This window comes from Mesorhizobium sp. WSM4311 (genome assembly GCF_002295115.1).
Classification (GTDB): Bacteria; Pseudomonadota; Alphaproteobacteria; order Rhizobiales; family Rhizobiaceae; genus Mesorhizobium.
Map to the genome: position 1 here is coordinate 757237 of NZ_NSFV01000001.1, position 23373 is coordinate 780609.

Sequence of the window (23373 nt, forward strand, 5' to 3'; positions counted from 1 at the left end):
GCAGCGAGGCGAGGTGGAATTCGCGCTGCTTTGCAGCCCGGAGGTTTCCGTTTCGTCAATTATATTGCCGTATAGTGAAGCAGGGTTTGGTGCGTTCAACCGGGAGCGCATGACGGCCACCTTCGAGCGGAAGGACGGCCGGGACGGGATGTCGATGCCTAAGAAGGTCATGATCGTCGAGGACAATGAGCTCAACATGAAGCTCTTTCGGGACCTCATCGAAGCGAGCGGTTACGAGACAGTGCGCACCCGCAATGGTCTGGAGGCGCTCGACCTGGCACGTCAGCACAGGCCGGATCTCATCCTGATGGACATCCAGCTGCCCGAAGTGTCGGGGCTGGAAGTGACCAAATGGCTGAAGGAAGATGACGATCTGCACGTCATCCCGGTCATCGCCGTGACCGCCTTCGCCATGAAAGGCGACGAGGAGCGCATCCGCCAGGGCGGCTGCGAGGCCTATATTTCGAAGCCGATCTCGGTGCCGCGTTTCATCGAAACCATCAAATCTTACCTGGGCGATGCCTGATGTCCCTTTCCAGCCGAGCCGGAGCCTTGTGAAATGACCGCGCGGATCCTCGTCGTCGACGACATCCCTGCCAATGTGAGGCTGCTGGAGGTCCGGCTGCTGGCCGAATATTTCGAGGTGCTGACCGCCACCAACGGGCCTGACGCCATCGAGACCTGCGAGAACGGCAAGGTCGATGTCGTGCTGCTCGACGTGATGATGCCCGACATGGACGGGTTCGAGGTCTGCCGCCGGCTGAAGAGCGACCCCGCGACGTCGCACATCCCGGTGGTGATGATCACCGCGCTCGACCAGGTTTCCGACCGCGTGCGCGGGCTCGAGGCCGGCGCCGACGATTTCCTGACCAAGCCAGTCAACGATCTGCAACTGATGACGCGCGTCAAGAGCCTGGTCCGGTTGAAGTCTCTCACCGACGAGCTCAGGCTGCGTGCCTCGACGACGCGCAACATCGGCATCGAGGAGCTGCTCAGCCGCAATTTCGCGTCCGAGGACACGACGCCGAAGGTGCTGTTGATCGACGAGCGCAAATCGTCGGTCGAGCGCATCCAGAAAATGCTGCGCGACCGCGCCGATCTCGATGTCATCGGCGACCCGCATGCCGGGTTCTTTCAAGCCGCCGAGACGTCCTATGAATGCGTGATGATCTCGACGGCCTTCGCCGATTTCGATCCGTTGCGGCTCTGCTCGCAATTGCGCTCGCTCGACCGCACCCGTTTCGTGCCGATCATCCTTTTGGCCGAGGAGGGCGAGGAGGAGCGTATCATCCGCGGCCTCGAGCTCGGCATCAACGACTATCTGATGCGGCCGATCGACCAGCAGGAGCTGACGGCGCGGCTGCGCACCCAGGTGCGCCGCAAGCGCTACAACGACCAATTGCGCGCCAGTGTCACCCAGACCATCGAGATGGCGGTGACCGACGGTCTGACCGGGCTGCACAACCGCCGCTATCTCGACAGCCATCTGCAGACGCTGTTCGACCGCGCCGTGGCGCGGCGCCGGCCGCTGTCGGTGATGATCACCGATCTCGACCGTTTCAAGTCGATCAATGATGCGTATGGCCATGATGGCGGCGACGAGGTGCTGCGGGAATTCGCGCGGCGGCTGCGCAAGAATGTCAGGGGTATCGACCTTGCCTGCCGGTTCGGCGGCGAGGAGTTCGTCGTGGTGATGCCGGACACCGATGGCGCCGTGGCAGAGAAAGTGGCCGAACGCATCCGCGCCGAAATCGCCCAGAAGCCGTTCGCCATTGGCGCCGACGGCAAGACGATCGAGGTCACCGTCAGCGTCGGCGTGTCGTCGGTGCTGAAGGGCGTGGACACGGTGGCGGCACTGATGAAGCGCGCGGATCTCGCGCTCTATGAAGCCAAGAGCGGCGGCCGCAACCGCGTCGTAGCCAAGGCGGCGTAGGCGCCCGCGACCGATTCCACGGTCAATCCAATAAGGTTAGCTATTTACCTTAATCCAAGCGATTCGCGAGCCTTGGTTAAGAAATTGTTGATTTTCATAAGCTCTTGCGCAAATGTGAAGGCCAAGACGAAGCCGGCACGAGGGTAGTCAACCGGCTCGATCCCTGAAATACCCCATGATGCTCAGGTCCGCCGCATCTCCTGGGTCCGTGGGGTCGGCCGGCCGGCGCTGGCACATAGTGGCCTCCTCGTACCGCTGCCAAACGCCGACCGGCCCCCTTCCTCCAAACAGAACATCAGAACTTCGTGCCAAGGCACGAAGTTCTCTGATTTTTTTGCCTGTGAGCAATCAGGACTCCCGTCCTCGATCCACGGCCGCCGGCCGGCCAAGCGATCACGGCGGCAGAGTACCCCTTCCATTTCATACATATGGCGCACAAGGGGCTTGCGGCAAGACCCGTCTCCTCCCGTAAAAACCACGCAGATCAGGCGCGAAAACGGAGTAGCGATTAATGATTTCAGAGCATGCGGTGGCGATCGCCGGGGGCGGTCCGACAGGATTGATGCTGGCGGGGGAGCTCGCTTTGGCGGGCATCGACGTTGCCATTGTCGAGCGGCGCCCAACCCATCAGCTGGCCGGGTTGCGCGCGGGCGGCCTGCACGCGCGCACCATCGAAGTTCTCGATCAGCGTGGAATTGCCGAACGGTTTCTCTCGCAAGGGCAAAGCTTCCCGACCGTCGGCTTCCACATGATCCGTTTGGATATCAGCGATTTTCCCAGCCGGCACAACTACCTGCTGGCGCTGCGGCAAAACCATATCGAACGGATATTGGCCGACTGGATCGACGAGTTGGGGGTGCCGATCTATCGCGGACAGGACGTCACCGGTTTCGCGCAGGATGATGGCGGCGTCGACGTGGAGCTGTCCGGAGGCCAACGGTTGCGGGCACAATACCTCGTTGGCTGCGACGGCGGGCGCAGCACGATCCGCAAGGCGGCGGGTGTCGAGTTCCCCGGCTGGGATCCGACGATAAGCTGGATGATCGCCGAGGTCGAAATGTCCAGTGAGCCGGCACTGGGCTTTCGCAGCGACGCCTACGGAATTCATGCGATAGGCAAGATCGAAGACAGCGACCGGCTGGGTGTCGTTCTGACCGAGAGACAATTGACCATCGGCGGCGAACCGACGCTGCAAGATCTCCGTGAGGCGCTTGCTGCAGTCTATGGCACCGATTACGGGATCCACAGTCCGACCTGGATCTCGCGCTTTACCGACATGACACGGCAGGCCGCCGCCTACCGCGACAGACGTGTCCTGCTGGCCGGCGACGCCGCGCATATCCATCCGCCGATGGGCGGGCAGGGGCTCAATGTCGGCGTGCAGGACGCGGTCAATCTGGGGTGGAAGCTGGCCCAGGTGGTCAAGCGGACCTCACCGGAAAGCCTTCTCGACAGTTATCACGCCGAGCGTCATCCGATCGCCGCTCGCGTGCTGCGCAACGCGAAGGCACAGGTTGCGCTTCGCCGCATGGATGCCAGCACCAAGGCGTTGAACGACATCTTTACCGAACTGCTTGGCATGGATGAGCCGCGCAAACGGATCGCGGGGGAGATGTCCGGTCTGGGTGTACATTACGATCTCGGCGAGGGACATCCACTGCTTGGGCGGCGAATGCCCGACCTCGACCTGGCCACGGCCAACGGTCCGGTGCGGGTCTTCAGTCTGCTTCACGATGCCCGGCCGGTGCTTCTAAATTTCGGCGAACCGGGCAGGGTGGATATTGCGCCCTGGGCGGATCGGGTCCGGCAGATCGAGGATGGATATGACGGCCCCTGGGAGCTGCCGGTTCTCGGGACGGTGGCCGCGCCGGCCGCCGTGCTGATCCGGCCCGATGGCTATGTGGCCTGGGTTGGGTTCGGAACCCAACAGGGGCTGGCTGAGGCGCTAACCACCTGGTTCGGGCCGCCCGCCAGCTAGCGCATAGATGGAAGCGGGTCCACGCGATGCCCTGAAGCGCATCGCGTGGCAGCTTGCGATAAGGCAGAAGCCGACAGTCCTCCTGACAATCAGTTGACAGGAGGTTTCATCTGTGCAGAAATTGGTTGGACCATTGGACCACTTGAAGTCGGGAGGATTTGTGGACCAGAACAGCCTGCCACCCATTCAGACGACGGCGCGCGATGACGCCGTGCTGAAGGCGTTGGTGGGTTTTGTTCGCGCCGAGGCCCTGCAGCCCGGCGACCGGCTTCCGACCGAACGCATCCTGGCCGAGCGGCTGAAGGTCAGCCGCAACACGGTGCGCGAGGCGCTGACGCGGTGGGAGGGGCTTGGCCTGGTCGAGCGCCGGCAAGGCAGCGGCACCTATCTCAAGGCGGCTGTTTCGCCCGACATGCTGCACATGCCGCTGACGCTGGCAGGCGGCAACGACTTCACCAGCCTGATGCATACGCTTGAAATTCGCCGCGCGCTGGAAGCGGAGGCGGCGGCCCTTTGCGCCGAACGCGCCAGCCCCGCGGACATTGCCGAGATCATGCGCAAGCTCGACATCATGGAGCAGGCCTTCCGCACCCGCGACGGCATGTCGTCGGAAGAGGACTGGGAGTTCCACCAGGCGATCTACCGGGTCTCCGGCAATCCGCTGTTCGAGCAGATCATCGCCGCCATGCACGAGCTGTTCCATCGCTTCTGGGAGCATCCTCTGGGCGTGCGCGATTTCGGCCACGCCAGCTTTCCCTATCACCGCACCATCTACGAATGCATTGCCGCACGCGACCCGCAAGGCGCCCGTGCCGAGGCGCTCAAGCTGATCGCGACCGTCGAGGACGATCTCAAGCGCGGTGCTGCGAAACTCAAACTTTCGAGCCAGACATGAACGAGCATCCGACCGGTTTCGATCACGATTATCTTGCCGAGGCGGCGACATTGCTGGCGCATGATGAACCGTTCCCCGGTGGCGCGGTGGTGCCGCCGATCTATCAGACCTCGCTGTTCACTTTCGCCAGCTATGCCGAAATGGCCGATACATTTGCCGGCAAACGAAAACAGCCGATCTATTCGCGCGGCGACAATCCGACCGTGATGGAGTTCGAAGCGCGCGTCGCCGCGCTCGAGGGCGCCGAGGCCGCGCGCGGCTTTTCCAGCGGCATGGCGGCGATCAGCGCCACCGTGCTTGCCTTCGTCGGGGCGGGCGAGCGCATTGTCGCGGTGCGCAACTGCTATGGCGATGCCTACCGGCTGTTCGAACGGTTGTTGCCCCGGCTCAACATCAAGGTCGACTATGTTGACGGCTCCGATCCGGATGCGGTCGCGGCGGCATTTCCCGGCGCCAAGCTGCTCTACCTGGAAAGCCCGACCTCGATGATGTTCGAACTCCAGGACATCGCGCATTTGACCCGGCTGGCGAAAGAGCAGGGCATCGTCACCACGATCGACAATTCCTGGGCAACGCCGGTGTTCCAGAAGCCGATCTCGCATGGCGTCGACCTGGTTTTGCATTCGGCCTCGAAATATCTCGGCGGGCACAGCGACACAGTCGCCGGCGTGGTGGCGGGCTCGGCCGCCCATATCAGGCATATCAACGAGCAGACCTATTCTTATCTAGGCGGCAAGCTGTCGCCATTCGAGGCCTGGCTGCTGCTGCGCGGCCTGCGCACGCTGCCGCTGCGCCTGCCGCACCACATGAAGAGCGGCCTCACCATCGCCGAACGGCTGAAGGCGCATGCCCATGTCGAGCGCGTCAACCATCCAGCCTATTCGAACCATCCCGGCAAGGCGACGCTGGCCGGCTATGCCGGCCTGTTCTCCTTCGAGGTCACGGACGATATCGACATCCCGGTCTTCGTCGACGCGCTGAAGTATTTCCGCATCGGCGTCAGCTGGGGCGGGCATGAAAGTCTGGTCGTGCCGGCCAAGGCGTCGCTGGAGCAGACGCCGGGACTGAATTCGATGGCGCGCTTCGGCGTGAGCCCCCGAACCATCCGCTTCAATGTCGGATTGGAAAGTGTCGAAGACCTCTGGGCCGACGTCGCCCAGGCCTTCGAAAAAGCCAGAAAATAACAAGCGGGTTCAAAATGGGAGTCTTGAACATGAAAAAACTGACCGTCATGCTTGCCACCGTTGCGGGGCTGGCAATTTCCGCCGGGAGCGCGCTGGCCGATTCGACCCTGAAGATGGTCGAAGTCATCACCAGCCCGCCGCGCACCGAATTCCTGAAAAAGCAGATCGCCGAGTTCGAGGCCGCCAATCCGGGCGTCAAGGTCGAGCTGATCTCGCTGCCCTGGGGCCAGGCCTTCGAAAAGTTCCTGACCATGGTGCAGGCCGGCGACACGCCCGACGTGGTCGAGATGCCGGAACGCTGGATGGGCCTCTATGCCAACAATGCCCAGCTCGAGGATCTCGGTCCCTACATGGCCAAATGGGATGACGCCAAGACGCTCGGCGAGCGCGCCAAGCAGTTCGGCTCGACGGTCAACAACACCCAGTTCATGATCCCGTACGGCTACTATGTGAATGCGCTGTTCTGGAACAAGAAGCTGTTCAAGCAGGCCGGCCTCGACGGCCCGCCGGCGACGCTCGACGAGTTCGTCGCCGACTCCAAGAAGATCTCCGCCATTCCGGGCAAATACGGCTACTGCCTGCGCGGCGGACCGGGCGCCTTCAACGGCATGCACATGTTCATGAACATCGCCCAGGGCAAGGGCGGATACTTCAACGAGGACGGCACCTCGACCATCAACGAGGAGGGCTCGGTGAAGGGCCTGCAGATGCTGGCCGACATGTACAAGGACGGGCTGGCGCCGAAGGATGCGGTGAGCTGGGGCTTCAACGAAACCGTCACCGGTTTCTATTCCGGCACCTGCGCCATGCTCAACCAGGATCCGGACGCGCTGCTCGGCATCGCCGACAAGATGAGCGCCGACGACTTCGCCGTGGCGCCGCTGCCGGTTGGCCCGAGCGGCAAGTCCTATCCGACGCTCGGCTATGCCGGCTGGGCGATGTTCGCGAACTCGCAGCACAAGGACGATGCCTGGAAGCTGATGGCGACGCTGCTCTCGCCCAAGGACAATCTCGAATGGGCGAAGGAAGTCGGCGTGGTGCCGATCCACAACGGCGCCGACCAGGATCCGCATTTCAAGACCGAGCAGTTCAAGGGCTGGTTCACGGAGCTCAGCGACACCTCCAAATATGAAATGGTGACGCCGCCGACGCATCTGGAAAACCTCGGCAATTTCGTCGACCAGGTGGCGATCAAGAATTTCCAGGAAGTGCTGCTTGGGCAGAAGACCGCCAAGGATGTCGCCGACCAGTGGGCCGCCTTCCTGACCAAGGAACAGCAGGACTGGCTGGCGAAGAACAAGAAGTAGTTCTTCTTCCCTTCTCCCCATTTACGGGGTGAAGGTGGCCCGAAAGGGCCGGATGAGAGGCGGCTCCAAGTTTTGAGAAGCCAGCGCCGCCCTCATCTGCCTGCCTGCATCTTCTCCCCGTCGAACGGGTGAAGGACGCTGTTTTGCCTTCCGGCACCATCCTCCACCGTAGAGCCAAATCGATGACCTACGCCGTGTCCGAAATCCGATCCGCCAGCAAGCCGCGACGAAAGCGGCTGTCGCACGCCGCCATCGAGCCCTGGCTCTATCTCAGCCCGGCGATCATCCTGCTGGTCGTGGTGCTTTTGGTGCCGCTGGTCATCGGCATCAGCTACTCCTTCCGCAAATTCTCGGCGTTCAAGTCGGAATATGTCGGGCTTGGCCAGTATCAGGCGATGCTGTCGGACCAGGTGCTGGGCCAGGCGCTGGTCAACACGCTGTGGTGGACGGTTGCCAGCCTGTTCTTCCAATTCTTCCTCGGCCTTGGCCTGGCGCTGCTGCTCGACAAGCCGTTCCGCGGCCGCAAGGCGGTGCAGGCGCTGGTGTTCCTGCCCTGGGCGGTGCCATCCTTCCTGTCGGGCCTGACCTGGGCCTGGCTGTTCAATCCGATCATCGGGCCACTGCCGCACTGGTTGTTCGCGCTTGGGCTGAAGGCGGAACCGACCAATGTGCTCTCCGATCCTGCCACGGCGATGTGGGGACCGATCGTCGCCAATGTCTGGTTCGGCATTCCGTTCTTCGCCATCACGCTGCTGGCGGCGCTGAAGTCCATTCCGTCGGAACTGCACGAGGCTGCGGCGATCGACGGCGCTTCGCCCTGGCAGCGCTTCACCAAGGTGACGCTGCCGTTCCTGGCGCCGACGATTGCCATCACGGTGATGCTGCGCACCATCTGGATCGCCACCTTCGCCGACCTGATCTTCGTCATGACCGAGGGCGGACCGGCCGGCTCGACCAACACGGTACCGGTCTACATCTATGTCAGCGCCTTCAAGTCGCTGGACAAGGGCTATGCCTCGGCGGTGGCCGTGCTGCTGCTTGTGTTGCTGATCGCCTATGCCATCGCGCTGATCGGCATACGCCGCTCCCTGGTGAGGCACGTCTGATGATCGCGGGACGCTCAACCTCACAACGGTTCTTCGGCGGCGTCGGCCTCTACGCGGCGATCGCGGCCTATGTGGTCTTCGCCTTGTTCCCCATCTACTGGACGCTGAAGATCTCGGTGACGCCGGAACGGCTGCTCTATTCCGAAGGCATCACCTTCTGGCCATCGCGCATGACGCTGCAGAACTTCGTCACCGTGCTCGAGGCCACCGATTTCCCGCGCTACTTCCTCAACAGCGTCATCGTCTCGGTGTCGACGGCGGCCTTGGTCACGATCATCGCCACGCTTGCCGGCTACGCCATGTCGCGCTTCACCTTTCGCGGCAAGGCGGCGCTGGCCTTGATGCTGCTTTTGACCCAGACGTTTCCGCTGGTCATGGTCATTCCGCCAATCTACCGCGTCATGGGGCAGATCGGCCTGATCAACAGCCTGACGGGGCTGATCATCATCTACACCGCCTTCAACACCGCTTTCGCCACCTTCCTGATGCAGTCCTTCTTCGATGGCATCCCGAAGGATCTGGAGGAAGCGGCGATGATCGACGGCTGCACCCGTGCGCAGGCGATGCGCAAGGTGATCGTGCCGCTGACACTGCCCGGCATGGGCGCGACGCTCGGCTTTGTCTTCACCGCCGCCTGGAGCGAGCTTCTGTTCGCCCTGATGCTGATCTCCAGCGACGACCAGAAGACTTTCGCCGTCGGCCTGCTCACCTTCATCGGCAAGTTCGCCGTCGACTGGGGGCAGATGATGGCAGCGTCCATCCTGGCGCTGATCCCGGTCTGCATCTTCTTCGCCTTCCTGCAACGCTATCTCGTCACCGGCCTGACCGCCGGCGCCGTCAAAGGATAGATCGATGGCCTCTGTTACGCTCGAAAAAGTCCGCAAGGATTATGGCGCCGTCCGCGTCCTGCATGCGGTCGATCTTGAAATCGCCGATGGCGAGTTCGTCGTCCTGGTCGGGCCGTCCGGCTGCGGCAAGTCGACGCTTTTGCGCATGATCGCCGGACTGGAGGAGGCTTCAGGCGGCGAGATCCGTATCGGCGAGCGGCTGGTCAATGATGTGGCGCCCAAGGACCGCGACATCGCCATGGTGTTCCAGTCTTACGCGCTCTACCCGCACATGGACGTGTCGAAGAACATGGGCTTCAGCCTGCTCCTGAAGAAGGCGCAGAAGTCGACGATCGATGCAAGGGTGGATGGCGCGGCCAAGCGGCTCGGGCTCGACACATTCCTGCAACGCTTGCCACGGCAATTGTCGGGCGGCCAACGCCAGCGCGTCGCCATGGGCCGCGCCATCGTGCGCGATCCCAAGGTTTTTCTCTTCGACGAGCCGCTGTCCAACCTCGACGCCAAGCTGCGCGTGCATATGCGTGCCGAGATCAAGGCGCTGCACCAGCAGTTGAAGACCACCTCGGTCTATGTCACCCACGACCAGATCGAAGCGATGACCATGGCCGACCGGATCGTCGTCATGCATGACGGGCTGATCCAGCAGGTTGGTGCGCCGCTCGATCTCTATGACCGGCCGGCCAACATGTTCGTTGCCGGCTTCATCGGCTCACCGGGCATGAATTTCCTGCCGGCAACCGTGGAGAAGGCCGGAAAGGTGGACGCGGTGCTTTCCGATGGCCAGAAGCTGCGGCTGCCGGATGGCTTGCCGCTGAAGGACGGCGACGCGATCACCATCGGCCTGCGGCCTGAACATATAAGGCTGGCCGATGACGGCGCGCTGCAGGGTGAGGTGGTGGTGGTGGAGCCGCTCGGGCTTTCGACGCAGTTCTACGTCAAACTGGCCAACCAGCAGCTCTGCGTCTTTGCCATGGGGCGGGCCGGCGTGAGGCCCGGCGACACCGTGCGGCTGGCGGCCGATCCTGCGGCGCTGCATCTGTTCGATCCGAAAAGCGGCGATCGCATCGGCTGAAAGAGATTTCGGGCGGGGCCGAGGGAACCCAACTCGCAGCCTCAGCAGGCGCTGCGCCGCAATTGCCAGGGAGGTACTCCGCTTCACCAGATTTGGGAGGCTCCCTCGCTTCGAAAGGAGAAGCGGGTCTTTCGTGCCGCAAGGCCCGCACCGTGCGGGCTATTTGTTGGGCTACCTCGGCGGCCGGCTTTTCGGGAAAGGCACGATCGTCAGCGGCGACTTCTGAAATTCCGCAGCCGCTATTTCTTCGATCATTACATCCAGCCTGGCCCGTATGCTTTGGCTTGTTTCATCCTCGCCGCACAGGCGGTTTTGTGCGCATTCCAACAGCTCGCGCGCCGCTGCAAAGTCGCTTTGCATCGCAACACCCACTAGCCAACCCAACGCCGCATCGTCCTCCCACTTAGTTTAGAGATTGCTAATAGAAAAATCGGCAATTTAAGGAATAGCGGCTCGTGGTTTAGCCATATTGGCTACCCGACGCGTTATGCTGGCCGCTATGCGGTCCATCGCCTGTCTTAACGAAAACAATGACTTAGAAACAAAAACGCCGCCCGATGGGCGGCGTTTTTGTTTGCAAGGGCAAAACCAGATTACTTGATCTTGGTTTCCTTGAATTCGACGTGCTTCTTGGCGACCGGGTCGTACTTGCGGAACGACAGCTTGTCGGTCTTGGTACGGCTGTTCTTGCTGGTCACGTAGAAGAAACCAGTGTCGGCGGTCGACAGAAGCTTGATCTTGATGTTTGCGGCTTTGGCCATGGTATCAGTCCGTTTGTTCGTGGGGTTTTGGCCGCTGGAGCACGGGAAAACACCCGGACGCGGGAAACTTGGCGCGACACATAAAGAACGTGCCTGGAAAGTCAAGCCCGGCGGAGCTTCTCCGCCCCACCGGAACCGCCCCATGGCCTCAAATCATGCGGTTTCTGTCTCCGGCGCCGCAATCTTTTTCCAGTCCCCGGTGGTGTTCCACCAGCGATTCGGATTGGCACGGTCGTCCAGCCCTTTGGAGCGGCTGGCGAGGATCGGCTGGATGCGGATCACCGGCTCCTGGTAGGAATGGGCCTGGAAAATCGCCTCGACGACACGGCTGGCCAAAGCCTGGTCATCAGGCAATTCGAAGGAAACCTCGACCGTGCCCGGGCGGCGGCGCAATTCGGTCTCGGCGCCGGCTGCGGCCCCCTCAAGCGGCCTGTAGCGCTCGATGCCGTGCGCCGACTGATAGGCGTTGCGGTCATATTTGCCCATCGCCAGCGGGGCGATCGCAACCACCGCGTCCATGATGCGGTCGACATCCGCCGCCGGGGCCTGGAAGGTCACGAGCAGCAGAAGCGTCATTCTCAGGGATGTGGTTTCAAAGCCGCTGTCGATCATGGGAGTGTCCTCAACTTCCGATGTTTGGGGACACTCTTTTACCGCGCTGCTGCTGACATGGTTCTGTCAGCAGCCTGCCGCGTACGCGAACAGAATCGCTGTCCCGGTCGCGCTACAAAAGGATCTTGCGCACCAGCCTGAAGCAGACCAGGGTGATATAGGCGCCGAAGAACAGGCCGAGCGACCAGCCGAAGCCGGAAGGCCCGAAGCTGTCCATGCCGATGCCGATCGCCTGCGGACCAAGCACCATGCCGACGCCGTAGCACAGCACGAAGGCCGCGTTGGCCGACGCCAGTTCGTGGCCGGAGAGCTGCGAACCGAGATGGGCGAGGCCGATCGTGTACATGGCCGCGACGACACCGCCCCAGACGAACAGAAGCGCTGCCATCAAGTGCCAGTTCGCGGCAAAGAAGGGCATGAACAGCGTACCGGCGAGGCCAACCGTGGCGCAGGCGAGCAGCAGATGGCGCCGGTCCGAAACGCGGTCGCTGATCATGCCGATCGGGATCTGCAGGAGCACATTGCCCAGCCCGATCATGGTCAGCAGCAATGCGGCGTCGGCTTCGGAATAGCCGATGCGGTTGCCATAGACCGGGAACAGCGCGAAGCCGCCTGTTTCGACCGCGCCGAACACCAGCACGGCAAAAGTCGCGGTCGGCACCAGCCAGACGTAGCGCAGGAAATTGCTGGTTTCGCCATCGGCCACGATGGAGGGGCTTTCGTTGCGCGCGGCCAGCACCGGTACGGCGGCCAGCGTCACCAATCCAATGATTACGCCGAACGGCCTGAAGCCGGAGCTGCCGAGATGGGCGAACAGCCAGGGGCCGGCGGCAAACCCGAGCGAAAGGACGGTGGCGTAGATGCCAAGGACAAGGCCGCGCCGGTGCGGCGGCGCCGACGTGCTGATCCAGAATTCCGACAGGATGAACAGCACCGTCAACGCGACATGCAGCACGATGCGCAGCGGGAACCACATCCAGAAATTGGGTGCGAAATGGAAGCCGACGAAGGCCAGCGCGCCGGTGGCGATCATGGCGATCATGGTCCAGGCGACGCCAAAGCGCATGGCGAGCGGCGTCGCCAGCGGCGCACCGGCGATCGAGGCCAGGCCGGCGACGGCGGTGTTGAGGCCGATCATCGAAGCCGAGTGGCCGCGCGTTTCGAGGATGACGCTGAGCAGTGGCATGCCGAGGCCAATGGCGATGCCGACGACGCTGATCGACGAGATCGCCGCCACCATCGGCAGCCAGTGTACGCGTTCGTCGCCCTTTGGTTGGGTATCGACCGTCATGGGATGCTGAATACTCTGTCTCGTTGATCTTGCGCAATTCCGGGCGGAAAACCGCGTCACCCTCTTCCCGGAATTGCTCTACAAAAGTTCGCGGGTGAAGCTGTTGCGGACAAGCCGGTAGAAGGGCACGGGGCCGCCCGGACGCAGCATCGGATCTTGGGCGAGGCGTTTTTCCAGCTCGTCCAGGATCATTCGGGTGATGTCGGGTATGTCGGCTTCCCTGGCCTTGGCAAGCGGCAGCCAGACCAGTTCCTCGAGTTCATTGGTCGGGCCGCCGCCCGGCAGTTCAACGGCGACGTCGCTGCGCCAGGCGCTGAAGAAACGCGTGTCGAAGCGGCGCACCCGGTTGGGCGGAGTGATGGCGCGCGCGATGAAGCGCAGCGTTTCGAGCGAAGGCTTTACGCCGTGTTCGACGAAACCTTGCCAGTCACGCTTGTCGGTGGCAAAGGCGGCCCTCTCGCCGATGAGCAGACCGGCTTCCTCATAGGTCTCGCGAATTGCCGACAGAGCGACAGCGCGGGCCCGCGCGGCACTGGTGCGGCCGGGACCCGCACGCAGCTTCGCTTCCTCGTCGCGATGCAATGCCGTGGCCGTCGCGATGCGGCTGTCGGCCGGGTCGGTACGGCCACCGGGAAACACGAATTTTCCGGGCATGAAGGCGTGGCCGGCGTGACGGCGCCCCATCAGCACCAGCACCTCATCGCCCTCGCGGTCGAGAAGAATCAGGGTCGCGGCGTCACGCGGACGCAGGGGCCGGCCGCCATGCGCGGCAAGACCCTTGTCGAGCTTGTCGACATCCGCCTTGGTCATTGCTTCCATGCGCAGGGACCTAGCGGAAACTTCTTGCATGCGAAAGTGGCCTTAGCGATTGGCGTGTTGCGCCAGCGGCGCATCAGGCGCCGTGGTGGGAGCCCGCCCCATCCTTTTCGCCACCGAATCCGTGCATATAGAACGCCCATTGCAGTCCGATGACGGCGCCTTTGACAGGCTGCAGCAGCGCAACCGACAAGATGATGGTCAAGGGCACCCAGATGAGGATGTGCTGCCAGGTGGACAGCGTCGATGCCGCTTCGACGCCCATGAAGGCGCCGAGAACGATGTGGCCGACGATGACGATGACCAGATAGGCCGGCAGGTCGTCGGCGCGATGGTGATGGATTTCCTCGCCACAGACGCTGCAGGTCTCGACAGTCTTGGTGAAGCCGCGAAACAGCTTGCCTTCGCCGCAGTTCGGGCAGCGGCCCAAAAGGCCGCGCTTCATCGCCGTCCACAAGGGGCGGGCGACCCGACCCGTGTGATGTTCGCCGCCGAAAACCCGTTCTTGTATCCCTAATTCCTCTGGCATCATCGTCTCCTGCCGCGCGAACCCGGTCGCGATTGCGACGCACGGGCGCGGCCCTTAGCCTTGTGAAACGACCTGGTAGAGCCTGGCAGGGGCTTCGGGTCGGTCAGCATCTCGAAGCGCATGGCGCCGGCCATCGGTGCCACCTCGACGAGCCGGACCTCGACATGGTCCGCGAGCTGGTAGCCTTTGCCTGAGCGTTCTCCGAAGAGCGAGCGAGCCGTTTCGTCGTATATATAGTAATCGCCGCCCAGAGTTGACACGGGGATGAAGCCATCGGCGCCATATTGCGGCAATTGGACAAATAGTCCTGATTTGGTGACGCCGGAGATTCGGGCGTCGAACCGGTCGTCGATGCGCTCGGCGAGATAGGCTGCAATCAGCCGGTCGACCGTGTCGCGCTCGGCCGCCATGGCACGCCGTTCCGTGCCGGAGATCAGGATCGCAACGTCTTCGAGCCGGGCTGCTTCGTCCTGCGTCAGTCCTCCCTGACCGAGGCCGAGTGCGGCAATAAGCCCGCGATGCACGATCAAATCGGCATAGCGACGGATGGGCGAGGTGAAATGCGCGTAGCGCCTGAGGTTGAGGCCGAAATGGCCGATATTCCCGGGCGAATATTCAGCCTGGCTCTGCGAGCGCAGGACCACTTCGTTGACCAGTGCCTCATTGTCGGCGCCGCGCACGCGCTCGAGAATGCCGTTGAACTGGCTGGGTCGCATCTGCGCGCCGCGCGCCAGCGACAGGCCGAGCGTCTGCAGGAATTCGCGCAGCGATTCCTGTTTGGCGAGCGACGGCGCGTCGTGCACGCGGTAGACCAGCGCCTGCTTCTTCGCCTCCAGCGTCTCGGCGGCGGCGACATTGGCCTGGATCATGAATTCTTCAATGAGCTTATGGGCATCGAGGCGTTCCGGCACGATGACACGGTCGACCGTGCCATCCGGCTTGAGCATGATCTTGCGCTCCGGCAGGTCGAGTTCGAGCGGCTGGCGGCCGGCGCGACCTTGCTTGAGGATCGCATAGGCATCCCAGAGCGGCTTCAGCACCGTGTCGAGGATCGGGCCGGTCTTGTCGTCGGGCACTCCGTCGATCGCCGCCTGCGCCTGCGGATAGGCGAGCTTCGCCGCCGATTTCATCATCACGCGGTGGAAAGAGTGCCGGATCTTGTGGCCATCGGCGGAGAAGGTCATGCGCACGGCCAGCGCCGGGCGATCCTGGCCCTCGCGCAGCGAGCAGAGATCATTGGAAATACGCTCGGGCAGCATCGGCACGACGCGATCCGGGAAATAGACCGAATTGCCGCGCTTCAAGGCTTCGCGGTCCAGCGCCGTGCCGTAGCGGACATAGGCGGCAACATCGGCGATCGCCACCGTGGCGATCACGCCGCCCGGGTTCTTTTCGTCGAGATCAGGCGTCGCAAACACAGCGTCATCATGGTCCTTGGCGTCGGCCGGATCGATGGTGACGAATGGCAGGTCGCGCCAGTCCTCGCGGCGGTCAAGCGTCGCCGGCTTGACGGCTTCGGATTCGGCGATGACATCGGCCGGAAAGATGTGCGGGATGTCGTGGGCGTGAATGGCGATCATCGAGACCGCTTTTTCGCTGGTCAGCGAGCCCAGCACATTGAGCACCTTGGCTCTCGGTAGCCCGTAGCGGGAAGCCCGCGCGGGCTCGACCTCGACGAGGTCGCCATTCTTGGCGCCGTTCTGGAATTCCTTGTCGACGATCAACTCCGGCTGGCGCCGTTCCACCGGCTCGATGCGGAAGGTACCGTCCTTTAGCACGCGGAAGACGCCGAGGACGGCATCTGTGCGTTTCTCAAAAATCTTCATCACCCGGCCGGTATAGGCGGGGCCTGACGGATCATCGGTCGGGAAGGTCTTGGCCAGGACGCGGTCTCCAATGCCCGGCGCCGGACCGTTGCCGCTGCGCGAAACGCGGATCGAGACGACAGGTGGCTCCCCGGTACCTACGGACTCCGCCGGATGCGCCAGCAAAATGCCGTCGCCGTCACGGCCAAAAATGTCGAGCACGGCGACATGGGGCAGGGCGCCGACGCGGGCCAGCCGCTTGCGCTCCTTGGTGAGCACGCCTTCATCCTGCAGGTCGCGCAAAATATCTTTCAGCCAGACGCGGTCGTCGCCACGCAGCGCGAAGGCCTTGGCGATGTCGCGCTTTCCGGCACGGTCGGGATTTTCGGCGATATAGCGCAGGATTTCGTCGCGCGAGGGCCGGTAGTCGTCCTTGACCTTGGCCCTGGTGTCGGCGGTGCGCGGATCGCCGTGGCTCCGTCCGGTGATCCTGCGCGCCACGCCGTCCTACCCTTTTTTCTTCGCTGCCGGCTTCTTGGCCGCGGTCTTCTTGGCTGCCGGCGCTTTGGCCGCGGCAGCCTTGCGGAACGGCTTCTTGCCGCCGCCGCCCTTGGCTTCCTTCTCGGCGATCAGCGCCAGCGCATCCTCGATCGTCACCGATTGCGGATCCTTGCCCTTGGGCAGCGTGGCATTGACCTTGCCGAAATTGACGTAAGGCCCGTATTTGCCGTCGCGCACGACGATCTTGCCGCCGCCATCCGGATGGTCGCCAAGCTCCTTCAGGGCCGCCGGCGTGCCGCCATTGCGGCCGCCCTTGCCCTTCGACTGCTTCTCGGCAATCACCGTGACGGCGCGGTTGAGGCCGATCGAGAAGACATCCTCGATGCTGTCGAGATTGGCGTAGGTGCCATCATGCAGCACGAACGGGCCGTAGCGGCCGAGCCCGGCCGAGATCATCTTGGACGTCTCGGGATGCTTGCCGATATCGCGCGGCAGCGCCAGCAACGCCAATGCTTTCTCATGGTCGATGGTCCCGGGCGTCCAACCCTTGGGCAGGCTCGAGCGCTTGGCTTCCTTGCCGTCGCCGCGCTGGAGGTAAGGACCGAAGCGGCCCGAGCGCAGGGTGATTTCCTCCGCCGTGTAGGGGTCCTTGCCGAGCACCTTGATGCCGTCCTCGCCGCCGCCATTCTCGCCATTCGGATTGGCGGCGTCGCCGAGCTGGCGGGTGAAGGAACATTCGGGATAGTTCGAGCAGCCGACAAAGGCGCCGAACTTGCCGAGCTTCAGCGAGAGGTTGCCGGTGCCGCATTTCGGGCAGATGCGCGGGTTGGAGCCGTCTTCGCGCGCGGGGAAGACCAGCGGCGCCAGTTCCTCGTTCAGCGCATCGAGGACGTCGGTGACACGCAGCTCCTTGATGTCGGCGACCGCGCCCGAAAAATCCTTCCAGAAATCGCGCAGCACGTCCTTCCAGGCGAGCTTGCCGTCGGAAATCTCGTCGAGCTTTTCCTCCAGCGATGCGGTGAAGTCATATTCGACATAGCGCTCGAAGAAGCTTTCGAGGAAAGCTGACAATAGACGGCCCTTGGCCTGCGGCACCAGCCGGCGCTTGTCGATCGTGACATAGTCGCGGTCCTCAAGCGTCTTCAGGATTGCCGTATAGGTCGAAGGCCGGCCGATGCCGAGCTCTTCCAGCTTCTTGATCAGCGTGGCTTCGGAATAGCGCGGCGGCGGCTCGGTCGTGTGCTGGGTGGCGTTGATTGCCTGGCGGGCAAGCTGCTCGCCGGCGCGGATTTCCGGCAGACGGCGGTTTTCCTCGTCCTCCGCGTCATCGTCCTTCTGATCGGTGTAGGCGGCGATGAAGCCGTCGAAGCGAACGACCGAACCGACCGCGCGAAGCTCGGCGCTGCGGGCGCCGTTGACCCCCTCGATCTCGACGGTGGTGCGCTCGATCTCGGCCGGCTGCATCTGGCTGGCGATGGCGCGCTTCCAGATCAGCTCATAAAGCCGCATCTGGTCGGAATCGAGATATTGCCGAACCGAGGCCGGGGTGCGCATGAAATCCGTCGGGCGGATCGCTTCGTGCGCTTCCTGGGCATTCTTGGCCTTGGTCGTGTAGAAACGCGGCTTTTCCGGCAGGTATTTCGGGCCGAATTCCTTGGCGATGGCCTCACGGGCAGCGTCGATCGCCTCGGGCGCCATCTGAACGCCGTCGGTTCGCATATAGGTGATCAGGCCGGCGGTCTCGCCGCCGATCTCCATGCCTTCATAGAGCCGTTGCGCCACCTGCATGGTGCGGGTGGCGGAGAAACCGAGGCCCGATGAAGCGGCCTGCTGCAGCGTCGAGGTGGTGAAGGGCGGGCCTGGATTACGCTTGGTCGGCTTGGCTTCCACCGACAATGCCTTGAAGGTCGCGCCCTCGAGCATTGCCTTGATGTCGTCGGCCTGCGCCTTGTTGGCAATGTCGAGCTTTTGCAGCTTCTTGCGCTCGAAGGCGGTCAGCCGCGCCTCGAAAGTCTCGTTGCGTGGCGTGCCGAGGATGGCGGCGATCTGCCAATATTCCTCGCGGATGAAGCGTTCGATCTCGGATTCACGGTCGCAGACCAGGCGCAGCGCCACGGACTGGACGCGGCCGGCCGAGCGGGCGCCGGGCAATTTGCGCCACAGCACCGGCGACAGCGTGAAGCCGACGAGATAGTCCAGCGCCCGGCGGGCAAGATAGGCATCGACCAGCGGCGCGTCGATCTGGCGCGGATTGGCCATGGCCTCCAGCACCGACGATTTGGTGATGGCGTTGAAGACGACGCGGCTGACCGGCTTGTCCTTCAGCGCACGCTTCTGCCTCAGAACTTCCAGCACATGCCAGGAAATGGCCTCGCCTTCGCGATCCGGGTCGGTGGCGAGGATCAGGCCGTCGGCATCCTTGACCGCCTTGGCGATGTCGGCGAGCCGCTTGCCCGAGGCGGTGTCGACCGCCCAGGACATGGCGAAGTCTTCATCCGGGCGCACCGAGCCGTCCTTGGCCGGCAAATCGCGGACATGGCCGAACGAGGCCAGAACCTTGTAGTTCTTGCCGAGGTATTTGTTGATTGTCTTCGCCTTGGCCGGCGATTCGACGACGACGACGTCCATGAGGTCTCATATCAGCTGTGATGCGGCAGAAGAATTCCGCTGCGCGCGACGAAATCTCGTTCTATTTGCCGCTCACATGGCCGCGCTTTTGCATCCGGTCAAGGGGAAGCGCCCAAATTGCGGGGCTGTTCGCAGCAATACACTCTTAGAGTGTATGGAGAAAATCACAGATTTTGGCTGGGAGGGATGACGTCGCTTGCTCGGGGCGAACGGCCCGATTCATTTTGCGCCGAGTTGCGGAGAAGGCGGCTTGCGTACGATGCCGGGACGACGAGGGGAAAGGCCGCCTGACGCTGGCCGCCGGCTGCATGGAGGATGCCCGGCGACCAGCCTTGTCCCGCCGTCGGGCGGGCGATTGTATCGAGGATCAATCGGCTTTCAGCATGTGCCAGACGCCGGCGACACCGTCACCGTTCACATCGCCGGCCTTCTTGTCCTTGATGAAGGTGTAGACCGGCTTGCCGTCATAGGCCCACATCTTGGTGCCGTCGGTGCGGTCGATGACGCTCCATTCGTCGTCCGCCTTGGCGCCGGCCGCGGCCTTCAGCGCCGGCCAGTTGGCGGCGCATTTGTCGTAGCAATTGGTCTTGCCCTTCTCATCCTTGTCATAGGTATAGAGCGTCATGCCCTTGGCGTCGGTGTAGATCTTGGTGCCGTTGACCTCGGCTTTCTTCCACGCGTCGGCGGCGAAGGATGCGGCGGTGCTGAGAAGCAGCGCGGCCAGCCCTATGGTCATGGTTTTCATGGAAATCTCCCTGGCTGATATTGGAGAGGCGCGGGAAATCGCGGCCTCTTTGATATCAACGTCCCATGCCGCCGCTTTCGTCCCCATGTCGGTATGCCGCTGACGTTCCACATAATGGTGATTGGCAGACAGGCCTGGCCGTCGCTATATCCGGCCGGGAGCAGTTGGAGTTTTGGAATGGCATTGGACATCGGCTATGTCAGCGCCGTCGGGGCGGGAGCCATCTCGTTCCTGTCGCCTTGCGTGCTGCCGCTGGTGCCGCCCTATCTCTGCTACATGGCAGGCGTGTCGGTCGACGATTTTCGCGGCGATGCGGGCGTGACAGCCCGCGAAGGCACGCGCGGCGCGCTGCTCTATTCCTCGATCGCCTTCGTGCTCGGCTTCTCGACGGTGTTCGTCGCGCTCGGCGCCGGCGCCTCGACCATCGGCCGGTTGCTGCGCGTCTGGCAGGAGCCGCTGGCGATGGGCGCCGGCGTGCTGATCATCCTGATGGGCCTGAATTTTCTCGGCATACTGCGTATTCCGCTTCTGTCGCGCGAGGCGCGCTTCCAGTCGCAAGGCAAGCCGGCCAACGCTATCGCCGCCTATGTCATGGGGCTCGCCTTCGCCTTCGGCTGGACGCCCTGTATCGGCCCGGTGCTGGGGCCGATCCTGACGCTGGCCGGCGGCCGCGAAACCGTAGGCGAGGGCGCGCTGCTGCTCGCCGCTTATTCGCTTGGCCTTGGCATCCCCTTCCTGATCGCGGCGCTGTTCTCCGGCGCCTTCATGCGCTTTCTCGGCAAATTCCGCGTCCATCTCGGCCGCGTCGAAAAGGCGATCGGCGCGCTGCTGGTGGTCGCCGGCGTGTTTTTCCTCACCGGCGGCGTGCAGACCGTGTCCTACTGGCTGCTGGAGAATTTCCCGGTGCTGGGCCGGCTGGGGTAGATCGCCACTGCCGCTATTGCTGTTAGGATCGAGCTGTGGGGTAGCTGATCAAGAGTCAGCTGCTCCGCCACCTCACCGGAATTTAACCGCATTGGTGCAGCATGGCGCCACTGCTATCCTGTCTTGATTCCCAACCCTTTTCCTACGGTTGCCCTTCCATGAGCCAGAGATCCTGCCTGTCCGTCATCCTCGCCGCCGGCGAAGGCACGCGCATGAAGAGCGCGCTGCCGAAGGTGCTGCACCAGATCGCAGGCCTGCCGATGGTCGCTCATGTGGTCAAGGCGGCCGACGCCGCCGGCGCCAGCAGCGATGCGATCGTCATCGGCCATGGTGCGGAAGAGATGCGCAAGGCGGTGGCGAAGTTCTCGCCCAAGGCCGAGACCTTCGTGCAGGAAGAGCGCCTGGGTACGGCGCATGCCGTTCTTGCCGCACGTGAAGCGATATCAAGGGGTTATGACGACATCCTGGTGATGTTCGGCGACACGCCGCTGATCGATGCGGAAGCGCTGAACCTGGCTCGGCTGAAGCTCGCCGAAGGTGCGGCCGTTGCGGTGATCGGCTTCCGAACGCCCAATCCAAACGGCTATGGCCGGCTGGTCGAAAAAGGCGGCAAGCTGATTGCCATCCGCGAGGAAAAGGACTGCTCCGAGGCGGAGAAGAAGATCGGTTTCTGCAATGCCGGCATGATGGCGGTGGCCGGCGCCCACGCACTGAAGCTGCTCGACGCGGTCGGCAACAAGAATGCCAAGGGCGAGTATTATCTCACCGACATCGTCGAGATCGCGGGCGCGCAAGGCCTTGATGTCGTCGCCACCGAGGCCAGCTTCGAGAATGCGCTCGGCATCAACAACCGCGCCGAACTGGCCCAGGCCGAAGGCATCTGGCAGGCACGCCGCCGCCAGGAGGCGATGCTGTCGGGCGTGACGCTGATCGCGCCGGAGACGGTGTATTTCTCGCACGACACCGAGGTCGGCGCCGACACCATCGTCGAGCCGAATGTCTGGTTCGGCCCGGGCGTGAAGATTGCCGGCGGCGCCAAGATCCATGCCTTCAGCCATATCGAAGGCGCGACCATTGCCGCGAACTGCGATGTCGGTCCGTTCGCGCGGTTGCGGCCGGGGGCCGATCTTCGGAACAAGGCAAAGGTCGGCAATTTCTGCGAGGTCAAGCAGGCTGTCATCGAGGAGGGCGCCAAGGTCAACCATTTGACCTACATCGGCGATGCCCGTGTCGGCGCGGGGGCCAATATCGGCGCCGGCACCATCACCTGCAATTATGACGGCTATTCGAAATTCTTCACCGACATCGGCGAGGGCGCCTTTGTCGGTTCGAACTCCTCGCTGGTGGCGCCCGTATCGATCGGCAAGGGTGGCTACATCGCCTCCGGCAGCGTGATCACCGAAAGCGTGCCAGACGATGCGCTGGCCTTCGGCCGCGCCCGCCAGAAGACGATCCCCGGAAAGGGCAAGGAATTGCGCGAGCGCTTTGCCTCGGCCGCGGCGGCGAAAAAGAAGGCGGCTGGCGCCGATCACTGACGGTCAGCCAGCGGGTTTACTTCCCGCCGAAGCAATCGAAAAACCGACCAATTGCAGTAACCGGATTGCAACAGCGGTCTGTCATGGTGCATGGGTGCACAACCGTCCGTTACACCGGGCGAAATGCAATGTGACTTTCGCGGTAGACCGGCCATCCCTAAGTATCGCTGGTTTTCCATGGGGAATCGGGGGCTATCTGCATGTGCGGTATCGTTGGAATCGTCGGCCACTCGCAGGTTGCGCCGCTCATTGTCGATGCGCTGAAGCGGCTGGAATATCGCGGCTATGACTCGGCCGGCGTCGCCACCATCGAGCATGGCGAACTCGCCCGCCGCCGCGCCGAAGGCAAGCTGATCAACCTCGAACGCCGGCTCAAGGACGAGCCGCTCGACGGCACGATCGGCATCGGCCACACACGCTGGGCCACCCATGGCGTGCCCAACGAGACCAACGCGCATCCGCATTTTTCCGACGGCGTCGCCATCGTCCACAACGGCATCATCGAGAATTTTTCCGAGCTGCGCGACGAGCTGGTCCGCGACGGCTATGCCTTCTCCTCGCAGACCGACACCGAGGTCGTCGCCCACCTGGTGGCGCGGGAACTGGCCAAGGGGCTGAAGCCGGTCGAAGCCGCGCACCAGGCGCTGAAGCGGCTGGAAGGCGCCTTTGCGCTGGCCATCATGTTCAAGGGCGACGAGGACCTGATCGTCGGCGCCCGCAACGGCCCGCCGCTGGCCGTCGGCCATGGCGACGGCGAGATGTTCCTGGGTTCCGACGCCATCGCGCTGGCGCCGTTCACCAATTCGATCACCTATCTCGAGGATGGCGACTGGGCGGTGGTGCGCCGCGACAGCGTCGCCATCTTCGACATCGACGGCAGACAAGTCGAGCGCAAGCGCCAGC

General features: G+C 63.2%; 20 protein-coding genes and 1 pseudogene. 12 read left to right on the forward strand and 9 right to left on the reverse strand.

All coding sequences use genetic code 11. From position 1 onward, the window contains the following. Positions 1-154: 154 nt before the first annotated feature. The 9 genes from CK226_RS03710 (at position 155) to ugpC (ending at position 10323) form a co-directional block, all read left to right on the forward strand. Complete coding sequence (locus CK226_RS03710; RefSeq protein ID WP_006334976.1) at positions 155-526, forward strand: response regulator; 372 nt, start codon at positions 155-157, stop codon at positions 524-526. Between the two features lie 33 nt (positions 527-559). Then, entirely contained in the window at positions 560-1933 is a 1374-nt protein-coding gene (locus CK226_RS03715) for a PleD family two-component system response regulator (RefSeq protein WP_095790083.1), read from the forward strand. A 511-nt stretch (positions 1934-2444) separates the two neighbouring features. Next, positions 2445-3911, forward strand: a complete 1467-nt coding sequence (locus CK226_RS03725; protein ID WP_095791027.1) for an FAD-dependent monooxygenase — start codon at positions 2445-2447, stop codon at positions 3909-3911. Positions 3912-4071: 160 nt separating this feature from the next. After that, on the forward strand, positions 4072-4806 hold the full coding sequence (locus CK226_RS03730; protein WP_095772765.1) for a FadR/GntR family transcriptional regulator: 735 nt from the start codon (positions 4072-4074) through the stop codon (positions 4804-4806). Beyond that, positions 4803-5990 carry a PLP-dependent transferase gene (locus tag CK226_RS03735; protein ID WP_095791028.1) on the forward strand — a complete coding sequence of 396 codons (1188 nt, stop codon included), beginning with the start codon at positions 4803-4805 and terminating at the stop codon, positions 5988-5990. Before CK226_RS03730 ends, CK226_RS03735 begins: the two co-directional genes overlap by 4 nt. Before the next feature lie 29 nt (positions 5991-6019). Next, entirely contained in the window at positions 6020-7297 is a 1278-nt protein-coding gene (locus CK226_RS03740) for a sugar ABC transporter substrate-binding protein (RefSeq protein WP_095773080.1), read from the forward strand. A 182-nt stretch (positions 7298-7479) separates the two neighbouring features. Next, on the forward strand, positions 7480-8403 hold the full coding sequence (locus CK226_RS03745) for a sugar ABC transporter permease (RefSeq protein ID WP_095772763.1): 924 nt from the start codon (positions 7480-7482) through the stop codon (positions 8401-8403). After that, the gene (locus CK226_RS03750) at positions 8403-9251 is read left to right on the forward strand and encodes a carbohydrate ABC transporter permease (protein WP_095772762.1); all 849 of its coding nucleotides are present in this window, start codon (positions 8403-8405) and stop codon (positions 9249-9251) included. Before CK226_RS03745 ends, CK226_RS03750 begins: the two co-directional genes overlap by 1 nt. A 4-nt stretch (positions 9252-9255) precedes the next feature. Further along, positions 9256-10323 (forward strand): sn-glycerol-3-phosphate ABC transporter ATP-binding protein UgpC, encoded by a 1068-nt coding sequence (gene ugpC / locus CK226_RS03755; RefSeq protein WP_095791029.1) that lies wholly within the window; start codon positions 9256-9258, stop codon positions 10321-10323. 171 nt (positions 10324-10494) lie between these two features. Here the strand turns inward: ugpC and CK226_RS03760 are convergent, their stop codons facing one another. From CK226_RS03760 to CK226_RS03800, 9 genes are all read right to left on the reverse strand, one after another. Then, the gene (locus CK226_RS03760) at positions 10495-10683 is read right to left on the reverse strand and encodes a hypothetical protein (protein WP_095791030.1); all 189 of its coding nucleotides are present in this window, start codon (positions 10681-10683) and stop codon (positions 10495-10497) included. A 233-nt stretch (positions 10684-10916) separates the two neighbouring features. After that, positions 10917-11084, reverse strand: a complete 168-nt coding sequence (gene rpmG / locus CK226_RS03765; protein WP_006201775.1) for a 50S ribosomal protein L33 — start codon at positions 11082-11084, stop codon at positions 10917-10919. Positions 11085-11237: 153 nt separating this feature from the next. Further along, a complete protein-coding gene (locus CK226_RS03770; RefSeq protein ID WP_095791031.1) occupies positions 11238-11696 on the reverse strand; it encodes a hypothetical protein in 459 nt (152 codons plus the stop codon). Between the two features lie 112 nt (positions 11697-11808). Continuing rightward, entirely contained in the window at positions 11809-12987 is a 1179-nt protein-coding gene (locus CK226_RS03775) for an MFS transporter (protein WP_095791032.1), read from the reverse strand. 78 nt (positions 12988-13065) lie between these two features. Beyond that, positions 13066-13806 carry an NUDIX hydrolase gene (locus CK226_RS03780; RefSeq protein ID WP_095791033.1) on the reverse strand — a complete coding sequence of 247 codons (741 nt, stop codon included), beginning with the start codon at positions 13804-13806 and terminating at the stop codon, positions 13066-13068. A gap of 73 nt (positions 13807-13879) precedes the next feature. Beyond that, a complete protein-coding gene (locus CK226_RS03785) occupies positions 13880-14332 on the reverse strand; it encodes a DUF983 domain-containing protein (RefSeq protein ID WP_095791088.1) in 453 nt (150 codons plus the stop codon). Continuing rightward, positions 14332-16638: a ribonuclease R gene (gene rnr / locus CK226_RS03790; RefSeq protein WP_095791034.1), complete on the reverse strand. Its 2307-nt coding sequence runs from the start codon at positions 16636-16638 to the stop codon at positions 14332-14334. The genes CK226_RS03785 and rnr overlap by 1 nt, the downstream gene beginning before the upstream one ends. A gap of 6 nt (positions 16639-16644) precedes the next feature. Continuing rightward, positions 16645-19266: a type I DNA topoisomerase gene (gene topA / locus CK226_RS03795; protein WP_095791035.1), complete on the reverse strand. Its 2622-nt coding sequence runs from the start codon at positions 19264-19266 to the stop codon at positions 16645-16647. Between the two features lie 367 nt (positions 19267-19633). Beyond that, positions 19634-20011, reverse strand: a complete 378-nt coding sequence (locus CK226_RS03800; RefSeq protein WP_095790092.1) for a hypothetical protein — start codon at positions 20009-20011, stop codon at positions 19634-19636. A gap of 177 nt (positions 20012-20188) precedes the next feature. Here CK226_RS03800 and CK226_RS03805 point away from each other — a divergent pair, with 177 nt between their 5' ends. The 3 genes and pseudogenes from CK226_RS03805 to CK226_RS03815 all read left to right on the forward strand — a co-directional run. Then, complete coding sequence (locus CK226_RS03805) at positions 20189-20935, forward strand: cytochrome c biogenesis CcdA family protein (protein ID WP_095772753.1); 747 nt, start codon at positions 20189-20191, stop codon at positions 20933-20935. 158 nt (positions 20936-21093) lie between these two features. Then, positions 21094-22470 (forward strand): bifunctional UDP-N-acetylglucosamine diphosphorylase/glucosamine-1-phosphate N-acetyltransferase GlmU, encoded by a 1377-nt coding sequence (glmU, locus tag CK226_RS03810; protein ID WP_095791036.1) that lies wholly within the window; start codon positions 21094-21096, stop codon positions 22468-22470. 200 nt (positions 22471-22670) lie between these two features. Continuing rightward, positions 22671-23373 (forward strand): annotated as a pseudogene (locus CK226_RS03815) (glutamine--fructose-6-phosphate aminotransferase); the annotation flags it as partial.